General features: G+C 72.6%; 9 protein-coding genes. 7 read left to right on the forward strand and 2 right to left on the reverse strand.

What is annotated here, in order from left to right:
* Positions 1-38 precede the first annotated feature (38 nt).
* From ACZ4YL_RS35205 to ACZ4YL_RS35235, 7 genes are all read left to right on the forward strand, one after another.
* Positions 39-2,357 (forward strand): WD40 repeat domain-containing protein, encoded by a 2,319-nt coding sequence (locus tag ACZ4YL_RS35205; protein ID WP_468121976.1) that lies wholly within the window; start codon positions 39-41, stop codon positions 2,355-2,357.
* Positions 2,358-2,500: 143 nt separating this feature from the next.
* The gene (locus ACZ4YL_RS35210; protein ID WP_390802466.1) at positions 2,501-3,175 is read left to right on the forward strand and encodes a hypothetical protein; all 675 of its coding nucleotides are present in this window, start codon (positions 2,501-2,503) and stop codon (positions 3,173-3,175) included.
* A 364-nt stretch (positions 3,176-3,539) separates the two neighbouring features.
* Positions 3,540-3,797 (forward strand): hypothetical protein, encoded by a 258-nt coding sequence (locus ACZ4YL_RS35215; RefSeq protein ID WP_468121977.1) that lies wholly within the window; start codon positions 3,540-3,542, stop codon positions 3,795-3,797.
* Between the two features lie 205 nt (positions 3,798-4,002).
* The gene (locus ACZ4YL_RS35220) at positions 4,003-4,605 is read left to right on the forward strand and encodes a hypothetical protein (protein WP_468121979.1); all 603 of its coding nucleotides are present in this window, start codon (positions 4,003-4,005) and stop codon (positions 4,603-4,605) included.
* 112 nt (positions 4,606-4,717) lie between these two features.
* Positions 4,718-5,200: a hypothetical protein gene (locus ACZ4YL_RS35225; protein WP_468121981.1), complete on the forward strand. Its 483-nt coding sequence runs from the start codon at positions 4,718-4,720 to the stop codon at positions 5,198-5,200.
* Between the two features lie 154 nt (positions 5,201-5,354).
* Entirely contained in the window at positions 5,355-5,918 is a 564-nt protein-coding gene (locus ACZ4YL_RS35230) for a hypothetical protein (protein ID WP_468121983.1), read from the forward strand.
* Positions 5,919-6,120: 202 nt separating this feature from the next.
* Positions 6,121-7,140, forward strand: a complete 1,020-nt coding sequence (locus ACZ4YL_RS35235; protein ID WP_468121984.1) for a serine/threonine-protein kinase — start codon at positions 6,121-6,123, stop codon at positions 7,138-7,140.
* Positions 7,141-7,218: 78 nt separating this feature from the next.
* Here ACZ4YL_RS35235 and ACZ4YL_RS35240 read toward each other — a convergent pair whose 3' ends face one another.
* Both ACZ4YL_RS35240 and ACZ4YL_RS35245 read right to left on the reverse strand, forming a co-directional pair.
* Entirely contained in the window at positions 7,219-7,449 is a 231-nt protein-coding gene (locus tag ACZ4YL_RS35240) for a response regulator transcription factor (protein WP_030010891.1), read from the reverse strand.
* A 188-nt stretch (positions 7,450-7,637) separates the two neighbouring features.
* The gene (locus ACZ4YL_RS35245; RefSeq protein WP_468121985.1) at positions 7,638-10,076 is read right to left on the reverse strand and encodes a SpoIIE family protein phosphatase; all 2,439 of its coding nucleotides are present in this window, start codon (positions 10,074-10,076) and stop codon (positions 7,638-7,640) included.
* Positions 10,077-10,194: the final 118 nt, after the last annotated feature.

The raw sequence follows: 10,194 nt of genomic DNA on the forward strand, positions 1-10,194 counted from the left end.
GAAGGGCGATGTCAGAGGCGGTGTCTAGCCTCGGGGGTATGTCTGAGACCTCCACGGGTGCGCCCGACGACGTGAATGCCCCGCTCGACGGTCCGCGGTGGACCGTGCAGTGGGCCGACGGCCCCGTACCGGACCAGCGCCGGCTGCGACCCCTCATCGGCCACAGCGGCCCGGTGCGGGCGGTGGCCACGGCGACCGTCGACGGCAGGCCGGTCGCGGTCTCGGGCAGCCGGGACGACACCGTGCGCGTCTGGGACCTCGCGACGGGCGAACAGCTCCACGAGCCGGTCACCGGCCGCACCGACCCGGTGTCCTCGATGACGGCCGAGGTGCTGTCCGTGGCCACGGCGCTCGCCGACGGCAGGCCCGTGGCCTTCAGCCTGCACGGCGACGACGCGGTCCTGGTGTGGGACCTGGCCACCGGCCGCGCGGCCGGGGAGTTCGTCAGGCTGGTGGAGAGCGCCGTCCTGGACGGGCGCCGGGTCCTCCTCACCCTCGGGGCCGACGGGACCCTGTACGTAGGGGACCTGCTCACCGGCCGCCGGGTCGCCGCCTTCCCGTCGGCGGCCGCCATCGCGATGCTGGACGGCCGCCGTGTCGTCCTCACCGTCGACGACATCGACGTGGACCGGACGGTGCGCGTGTGGGACCTGGGCACCGGCGATCAACTGGCCCGGTCGCTGGAGGTGGTGCGGACCGTGGCCCTCGACGGACGCGTGCTCGCCGTCACCGCCGGGGAGCCGGATCAGGAGGAGCAGCGGCTGTGGGACCTGGCCACCGGCGAGCCGGTGGAGACGCCCTCGGCCGCCGCAGCCCTGTCCGGCGGCGAGGACCGGCCCGGTGTGACGACCCTGACGGTGGTGCACGGACGTGCCGTCGCCGTCGGCCTCGACGGCGAGGAGCCCCGCTTCATCGGCCCCCTGGCCCTCGCCCGCCAGAACGGCGCCCTGGTACGGACCCGGGCGCGGGAGACCGCGGTGCTGGACGGACGTACCGTCGCCCTCACCGCCGAAGCGGACGGCACCTTGCGCATCTGGGACCTGGCGGACGACGGGCAGCGCGTGAACGGCATGCGGGTGATCGATGCCGTCGGCGCGAGCGGCACGGCGCCGGCCCTCTCGCCCGGCCCGGAGCAGGACGCGGACCTCTGGCGCCGGCTCTCCGGCCGCGGGACCGGCCCTTCCGGCAGCGGCGATCCGGTCCTGCTCACCGTGGAGCAGGACGACACGGTGGTGGTACGGGACCGCGCCACCGGAAAGCCCGTGGGCCCGCCGCTGACCGGCCACACCGGCAAGGTCTGGGACGTGGCCACCGCCGTCGTGGACGGGCGGCCCGTGGCCGTCACGGCGAGCGCCGACCACACGCTCCGGACGTGGGACCTCACCCACGCGCACGCCGACGCCCACGCGCACGCCGACGCCCACGCCGACGGCGACGGTCCGGCCCGCACCGGCCACACCGGAACGGTCTCGGCGATCACCACCGCCGTTCTCGACGGGAGCCCGGTGGTCGTCACGGCAGCCGCCGACCGCACCCTGCACGTCTGGGACCTGACCACCGGTCAGCCGGTCACGGCCCCGGTGACCGGCCTGGAGGGCGAGGTGACCGCCATGGTCGCATCGGTGGTGGACGGGCGGCCGGTGGTCGTGACCGCAGGCTCCGGTGACATCCTGCACCTGCTGGATCCGGTGGGCGGGGAACACGTCGGCGAGCCCGTCACCAGCCACCACGGCCGGGTGCTGGCCCTTGCCGCCGCGACCCTGGACGGCCGGCCGGTCGTGGTCACGGCCGGCGCCGACCGCACCGCGGCGATCTGGGACCTCACCACCCGCCGCCTCGTCGGCGAACCGCTCACCGGCCACACCAGCAGGGTGACCGCCGTCGCGACGGCGGAACTGGCGGGGCGGCCCGTCGCGGTCACCGGAAGCTGGGACAAGACCGTACGGCTGTGGGACCTCACCACCGGCCGGCAGGTCGGCGAACCCCTGACCGGCCACACCGACTGGGTGACATCGGTGGCCACCACGCTCGTCGACGGCAGGCCCGTCGCGGTCAGCAGGAGCCGGGACAAGACGGTGCGCCTGTGGGACCTGGCCGCGATGCGGGAGACCGGCGAACCCCTGACCGGCCACACGGATCCCAACGGGCCCATGGTCGTCACCGTCGGGGGCGCCCGGCCGGTGGTGGCCATCGGCCAGGGCCAGGCCGTGCGGTTCTGGGACCTCGCCACGGGGCGGGAGGCGGGGACCGAGTACGCGCTGCCGCTCCCGGCGGCCGCGCTCGGGGCCGCACCGGGCGGACGGCTCGTGGTCGCCTTCGGCCCGGAGGTCACGGTGCTGCGCCCGGCGGCAGGTTGACTCAATCGGACCGTACCCCTCCGGTGGGTCGGGAGAATCTCAGGAGCAAGAGGCGGTGATCGGCCGTGCGGGCGGGGGCGAGCGAATTCGCCGCTTCCGTACGGCGGTTCACCGATCCCCCCAGTACCGTGAGAGGCACCACGATGACCACACACCGCGTCAGGCGTTACGCGGCACGCACGTTGACCATGGCGGTCGCGGCCTGCGCCGTCGCTGCGGCGACCACCCTTCCGGCATCCGCCGCCGACCAGCCGACCAGGCAGCAGCTCATGGCGGACTGCGCCTCGGGCGAAGGCAAGTGCACCTTCAACTCGCCCCAGCTCGGGGAGGCGTACCTGGGTGGGTTCCGCCAGGTGTCGAACTCGCTGTTCAACTGCAGTACGTCGGACGCCACCCAGTCGATGACCTGGGACGACACGGTGGGCTCCACCGACTCGCTGGGCGTCTCCGTCACGGCGGGAGGCAAGATAGCGGGCATCGTCGACCTGAGCGTAACCGCGAGTTACAGCCATAGTTGGTCGAGCAGTCATTCGGAGAGCAGCTCGCTCAACATGACGGTGAAGCCCGGCGAGGTCGGATGGATCTCGCGCGCCCAGGTGATGCAGAAGGTCTCCGGTACCTGGCAGACCCACTACGACAGCCCCAAGTGGAGCCACTACTACTGGTTCTTCCAGGACACGATCACCAGCCCGGCCAAGAACGGCACGGACGGCAAGAGCAACGCGGTGGTGGTCAAGAGCCGCAAGATGACGGCCGCGGAGAAGCGCTCCTGCACCGCCGAGGGCCACCAGGGCCACACGTTCGTACAGTCCCGCTGAATCGTTCCGGCCCCGCCCCGCTCCCCGGGGCGGGGCCGGTACGGCATGGGCCGCACCCGGTTCGGGGTCGGCCCGGCCCGGGAGGCCCGGGAGGCCTTCGCCGCGCCGCTGGGCGCCACCCTGACGGGCCTCGCCACCGCCCTGTGGGGGACTCGGCCGCCCGCAGGAGGCCCTCGCGATGGCCCGGGAGCCGTCGGCCCGTACCGCAGGCTCGCCCGCGCGGACACCGCGTACCGCCCGCAGCTCGGCAACGCGCTCAGCCTGCTCGGCGTGGTGCTGTCCCGCCTGGGGCTGCACACCGAGGGGACCCTCTACCGGCAGCCGGCGCGCGCCGGCCCGAGGTCACCCCCGGGTCCTGGCGCTGATGCGGGAGCAGGCCGCGATCAACCCCGTGGCCCGGCGGGGCGACCTCGCCCTGGCACTGGCGTTCCACGCCCGGGTGCGGGCCGAGGCCGGTACCGACCTCGCCGAGGGCCTGGCGGCCGCCGCGGAGGCGGTCGGCCTCATGCGCGCGCTCGAGGCAGAGGTCCCGCAGATGTACGCGTCCTCCCTCGTGGAGGCCGGCGCCCTGGAGGACCGGCTGCGGGCGCTGACCCCGCCGCCCGGCCGAGGGGGCTTTTAGTCGACATTCATGAGGGTGTCAAGTCCCGAGTTTCCGGAACATGACCCGGATGTGGCCCCCGGGGCTTACTTGTGGTGCGGGCCTCACCGGAAACAGAACGAGGCAGACGAAAGAAACGGAATACCTCTTCTTTCGTCGACATCACCGCAGCGTCCCGGAAATCCGGGCACGTCATATACCCCTCTTGAATCTGTAGGAGAAAGTCATGAACCGCAAGATGCACACCAGCAACGTTGTCCGTTCCAGCCGTCGCGGTTTCCGCGTCGCCACTCTGGTCGCCGCGGCCGCTGTGGTCACAGGAGGAGTTGTGCTTCCGGCGTCCATGGCCTCGGCCGCTCCGGTCGCTTCCCACGTCGCTACGGCCCTCCCGAACGGTGGGGGCGCCGGAGGTGACGGTGGCAAGGGCGGTACCGGCGGTCTCGTCGGTGGCGCCGGTGGTGCCGGAGGCTCCGGTGGCGGCAGTGTCCTGGGCACCGGCGGCAAGGGCGGTAACGGTGGTACCGGTGGAGACGGCTTCCTGCTCGGCGGCGCCGGCGGCGGTGGCGGCGGTGGCGGTGAAGGCCGCATCGGTGGCGCCGGTGGTAACGGTGGCGACGGCGGCTTCGGCGTCCTCCAGGGCGGCAACGCCGGTGGCGGCGGCGGGGGCGGCGACGGCTTCCTCAAGGGCGGCAAGGGCGGCAACGGCGGCAACGGCGGCTTCAGCTTCTTCAACGGAGGCAACGGCGGCAAGGCCGGAGACGGCGGCCTCGGTGGCCTGATCGGTGGCGCCGGCGGCAACGGCGGCGCCGGTGGCGGCAGCCTCTTCTGACCGCACACCGCAGTACCCGGCTCAACGGGGTGGAGGCCTTCGGGCCTCCACCCCCCACCCCCCACACAGTTCCACCCCCTCATCGGTATGTGCCGAAACGGAGAAACCCCCCATGTTCACGAAGTCCTGGCAGCGTCCGATCATCCTGGTCACGGCCTCTCTGGCCCTCGTCACCGGTACGGCGTGCGCCGCGCAGGCGTCGCAGTCCCACACCCCCACGAACATCAGCGCCTCGGCCCCGGCCGACAAGCCCGAACACTGCGTCGGATTCGGCGCCGGCGGAAAGGGCGGAAAGGGCGGAGAGGGCGGCAAGGGCGGCCGGGGCGGCGAGCCCGGTCAGCCGGGTGAGCCCGGTCAGCCCGGCGGGGTCGGCTGCTTCACGTTCAAGGACCTGCCCGACAAGCCGAAGGCGGATCTGACGGTGGTCGACAAGGTGCGCATCGTGCTCATCGTGCTGGCGGCCGACGACCCGGACGAGACCACGAAGAAGATCTCCGAAAAGTACAAGATCTCGGACGAGCAGATCGACACCTGGAAGAAGTACTACGTCGACGGCGACTGGTTCGCCCTGATGGCGGACGACGTCCGCTCGTGAGGCCCCGGCGCCCCGGCCCGCAGCGGGCCGGGACGCCGGCGAAACCTCGGGGAACGAACGGCCGGACATGAACCGGCCCATTCGCCGGGAACGCGGGAAAGCGGAACACCGTAACCGCGCCACGGAAATCCATTTCCAGGAAAGGGAGAGTTTCATGCGTACGCGATCCACGAAGTTTCGACTCGGCCTCATCATTTCGGCGACTCTGATCGGCGCGGGTGCGATGGCACCGGTCGCCACGGCGGCCCCGGCGCCGTCCGCCCAGACGGTTTCCGCGTTCGGCAGCGGCGACGCGCGTCCGGGCGGCGGCCGGTTCGACGGCCGCGCGGTGCTCGGCGGAGTCAAGGTGGACAAGGGCAGCGTCAAGGTCGGCGACCGGGTCTGCGCGGGCAACTGCGAAGGATCGGTGAACGGCACCAAGGGCGGCAAGGGCGGGATCTGCGCCGGGCTGTGCAACGGGAGTGCCAACGGCGGCAACGGCACCACGGGCGTGCCGGGCGGCAACGGTACGAACGGCGGCAAGGGCGGAATCTGCGCCGGGACCTGCAAGGGCAGCGCCAACGGAGGCACCGGCGGCACCGGCGGGGTCGCGCTGCCCGGCGGTGACGGCGGCAAGGGCGGCACCGGCGGGGACGGCGGCCTCTGCTTCGGCTTCGGCTGCGGGACCACCGGTGGCTTCGGTGGTAACGGCGGCGCCGGCGGCAGCGACGACGACTGATCGCCGAGGACAGCGGCGCGCACCGTGACCGGTTCCCTTCGGGGACCGGTCACGGTGCGTTCCCGTGTGCGTGTGCGTGTCCGTCTCGCCCGTACCGCTCGACGGGGCGGCGCTTGGAGGGGCCGCTCGATAGACTTCCAGGTATGGAAGAGCGGCCTGCCGCGTCCGGCGGCGTCACCCGGCCGGGTGAGGGGGGCGTCCGATGAGCGAGGCATCCAACCTCAGCGTGTACGCGGGCCGTGCCTCGGGCCTCATCGGCAAGCAGATCGCGGGCTACCGGGTGGAGCGCATGATCGGCCGCGGTGGCATGGCCGTCGTCTACTGCGCGAAGGACCTGCGCCTGGACCGTACGGTCGCACTCAAACTGATCGCCCCCGAACGCGCCCGCGACGAGACCTTCCGGCGCCGCTTCACGCACGAATCGCGGGTGGCCGCGTCGATCGACCACCCGCACATCGTGCCCATCTTCGAAGCCGGTGAGACCGACGGCGTCCTCTACATCGCCATGCGCTACGTCTCCGGGCTGGACCTGCGCGCGCTGCTGGACCGCGAGGGCCCGCTGCCCGTGGCGACCGCCCTGCGCATCGCCGCCCAGGTGGCATCGGCGCTCGACGCGGCCCATGACCACGATCTCGTGCACCGGGACGTCAAGCCCGGCAACATCCTGGTCGCCGCGGGCACCGACAGCGAGCACCCCGAGCACATCTACCTCACGGACTTCGGGCTGACGAAGAAGTCGCTGGCGCTGACCGGGTTCACCACGGACGGCGAGTTCGTCGGCACGCTCGACTACATGGCGCCGGAACAGATCTCCGGCAGGCCGGTGGACGGCAGGTGCGATCTCTACAGCCTGGCGTGCGTCGTCTACGAAACCCTCGCCGGCGGGCCGCCCTTCCAGCGCGAGGAGGACGCGGCGCTGCTGTGGGCGCACCAGTACGACCCCCCGCCCCCACTGACGGAACGGCGGCCGGGAATCGCTCCCGCCGCCGCCGACGTACTGACCAAGGCTCTGTCGAAGCTCCCCGAGGACCGTTACGGGTCCTGCCTCGAATTCGTGGCCGCTCTGCGCGTCGCCACGGGAGGCGGCACCGGCCGTCAGGCCGATCCGCCGTCGCGGGAGGATTCCCGTCCCCCCGGTGCCCCGGGGGACTCCGTGCCCCCGCGGGAGCCCCCGGTCTGGGCCCGGCCGGTCTTCTACGGCCTGCCCGGCGGCGGCCCGTAGGCCGCCTCGCCCGTCACGGGCGTTTTCGCATTGCTGCGCTGTCGTTCCTACGCGATTCCTGCGCGGTCCCGGCGGCTGTCACAGCCCCATGGAGATGGCCAGGCGGGTCATCTCGGCCGTGGTGCTGATGTTCAGCTTGGCGCGGATGCGGCGCAGGTAGGCGTCGACCGTGTGCTTGGAGAGCCCCATCTGGCGGGCCGTCTGCAGGTAGGTGCAGCCTGCGGCGATGTGTCGCAGTGCCTCCTGCTCGCGCGGGGCGAGGGTGGGGGCGGTGGCTTCGGTCTGCGGGGCGACGAGGGTGAGGCTCATGATTCCTCCGACGAATCGGTCTGGTCATCACTGCTCACGTCCTCGGAAGCAGGGGACGTTTCCCGGAATGTCGGTGTTTGTCCCTGATAAAGAGCTTGTCGGGGGGACTTCATGGAGCTGTCCGTCGACTGTCACAGGCGCGTCACAGGGGACATTTCCATGCATACCGCCCGGCCTCGTGCGCGTCCTCAGTACTCGGTGAGGGACTGCTCGGCCCAGATGGTCTTGCCGATGGCGGCGTGCCGGGTGCCCCAGCGCTCGGCGAGCTGGGCGACCAGCAGCAGGCCCCGCCCGCCCTCGTCGTAGGTCCGGGCCCGCCGCATGTGCGGGGCGGTACTGCTCGCGTCGGAGACCTCGCAGATCAGGGTGCTGTTCCTCTCGTGGATCAGCCGCAGCTGGATGGGCGGCTGGCCGTACCTGATCGCATTGGTGACCAGCTCACTGACCAGGAGCTCGGTGACGAAGGCGGCCTCCTCCAGCCCCCAGGCCGTCAGCTGGTCGGTGGTCTGGCGCCGGGCCGTGGCGACCACGGAGGGGTCGGACGGCAGGTCCCAGACGACGACCTGGTCGGCGTGCAGGCCCCGGGTCCGGGCGACGAGCAGGGCCACGTCGTCGTCCGGGCGGTGCGTCAGCATGGCCGTCAGAACGCGGTCGCACACCGCGTCCAGCGTGTCCGCGGGCCGGACCAGGGCCGCGAACATGCTGTCCAGCGCCTCGTCGATGTCGTGGTCGCGGGCCTGCAGCAGCCCGTCGGTGTACAGGGCGAGGATGCTGCCCTCGGGCAGTTCGACCTCCAGCGTCTCGAAGGGCAGACCGCCCAGGCCCAGCGGGGGACCGGCCGGGACGTCCAGGAGGTACACGGAGCCCTCCGGCGAGACCACGGCGGGCGGCGGGTGGCCGGCCCGGGCGACCGTGCAGCGGCGGATGACCGGGTCGTAGACCACGTACAGACAGGTGGTGCCGATGCCCCCGGCCGTCTCCCCGCCTGACTCCTGGTCGCCCTCGTCGGCGGACAGGTGGATGACGAGGTCGTCGAGGTGGGTGAGCAGCTCGTCGGGCCCCAGGTCGACATCGGCCAGGGTGCGTACGGCCGTGCGCAGCCGCCCCATGGTGGCGGTGGCCCGGATGCCGTGGCCGACGACGTCCCCCACGACCAGCGCCACCCGGGCGCCCGACAGCGGGATCACGTCGAACCAGTCGCCGCCCACACCGGCCTCGCCGGCGGCGGGCAGGTAGCGGGAGGCGATCTCCAGCGCGGCCTGATCGGGCAGCGTGTGCGGGAGCAGGCTGCGCTGCAGGGTCATGGTCGTCGTGTGCTCCCGGCCGGACCGGTACGCGTTGCGGATCCCGGCCGCCGCCCGGGCCGTGAGTTCCCCGGCCACCCGCAGGTCCTCCGGCTGGAAGGGCTCCCGGCGCCGGTGGCGGGAGAAGACGGCCACACCGAGCGTGCCCCCGCCGGCCCGCATCGGCACCACCATGATCGAGTGGGCCCCGTACTCCCCGATCCAGGCGGCCCCGGGGTCCTGGGCCGCCCACCTGGCGAGGTCCGGGTCCGCGGCTCCGTACACGGCTCCGTGGCCCGCGACCAGCGCTTCGGCGGGCGGCGACAGCGGCGGGTAGCTGGTCGTGTCTCCGACGGCGACGCCGGACTCGGGGGTTCCGTCGAGGACCGACCGCGCCGCGGCGCGGCACACGGTGACCGGCCCGTCAGCCGGGACCGAGGACGGCTCGTCGCCGCGCGGGAGGGGTTCCAGCAGGTCGACGACCGCGAAATCGGCGAACCGGGGGACGGCGGCGTCGGCCAGCTCGTGCGCGGTGCGGACACTGTCCAGCGTGGTCCCGATCGGCGCGGTGTCGACCTCGTCGGTCAGGAGCATCTGGTGCTGGACGCTCTCCACCCCGCTCCGGTCGTGCGCGGCCAGACAGACGGCGCGCACCCGGCCGTCCGGGTCCCGCAACGGCGCCAGTGAGGTGGCCCAACCGTGCTCCGCGCCGGCGCCCGTCGGGTGGACGAAGGCCTCCATGTACTGCGGCTCACCGGAGTCGAACGCCACGCGCATCCGGCGCTCGGTCTCGTCGCTCACGGGATCCGGCGCGATCTCCGGCAGCCGCAGCCCCCGCATCTCGGCCTCCGTGAGGGAGAGCGTGCGCTCCATGCCGGCGTTCGCCCGCACCAGGCGCAGGTCCGCGTCGAAGACCGCCAGAAAGCAGGGGGACTGGGTGAACGCCCATTCCTTCATCGGTTCGTCCCAGGGAGAGCGGCGCGCGCCCCCGACGGCGGACACCACGAACCACTTGACGGTCCCGCCGCTGGACGTCCAGCGGTGCGCGAGCAGGGCCACCTCCATGCGATGACCGTCCCGGTGGCGCAGCGCCACCGTGCCGCTCCACCGCTCCTGCTCGGAGGGCACCCGCCGCGCCGCGTCACTGAGGACGTCGGCGAGCCTGTGGGCGGCGGGCAGCCCCACGACCTCGGACGGCACATAGCCGAGCAGCCGGGTCGCACCCTCGCTCCACTCGGTGACGATGCCCTGCTCGTTGATCGTCGCCGAGGCCGTGTAGGCCGACTCGAGGGAGGCGCCCGTCTCCTCGGGCCGCTCACCAGGAGAGGTGGGAACTTGCTCCATCGCCACTCATCTCGCCCTCGCTCGTTCCGCTGCCGCCGTCCCACGGGGACGTGCACGGCCAGGCGCTCCTCTGACCAGAATGATCCAGCCGGGCAAGGAGCACCAACGCAGTACCGTC

The organism is Streptomyces sp. NPDC030021, assembly GCF_055574035.1.

Bases quoted from the DNA above. Each gene is read 5' to 3' on its own strand.
- ACZ4YL_RS35205 (WP_468121976.1), top strand. From the start codon at position 39: ATGTCTGAGACCTCCACGGGTGCGCCCGACGACGTGAATGCCCCGCTC.
- ACZ4YL_RS35210 (WP_390802466.1), top strand. From the start codon at position 2,501: ATGACCACACACCGCGTCAGGCGTTACGCGGCACGCACGTTGACCATG.
- ACZ4YL_RS35215 (WP_468121977.1), top strand. From the start codon at position 3,540: ATGCGGGAGCAGGCCGCGATCAACCCCGTGGCCCGGCGGGGCGACCTC.
- ACZ4YL_RS35220 (WP_468121979.1), top strand. From the start codon at position 4,003: ATGAACCGCAAGATGCACACCAGCAACGTTGTCCGTTCCAGCCGTCGC.
- ACZ4YL_RS35225 (WP_468121981.1), top strand. From the start codon at position 4,718: ATGTTCACGAAGTCCTGGCAGCGTCCGATCATCCTGGTCACGGCCTCT.
- ACZ4YL_RS35230 (WP_468121983.1), top strand. From the start codon at position 5,355: ATGCGTACGCGATCCACGAAGTTTCGACTCGGCCTCATCATTTCGGCG.
- ACZ4YL_RS35235 (WP_468121984.1), top strand. From the start codon at position 6,121: ATGAGCGAGGCATCCAACCTCAGCGTGTACGCGGGCCGTGCCTCGGGC.
- ACZ4YL_RS35240 (WP_030010891.1), bottom strand. From the start codon at position 7,449: ATGAGCCTCACCCTCGTCGCCCCGCAGACCGAAGCCACCGCCCCCACC.
- ACZ4YL_RS35245 (WP_468121985.1), bottom strand. From the start codon at position 10,076: ATGGAGCAAGTTCCCACCTCTCCTGGTGAGCGGCCCGAGGAGACGGGC.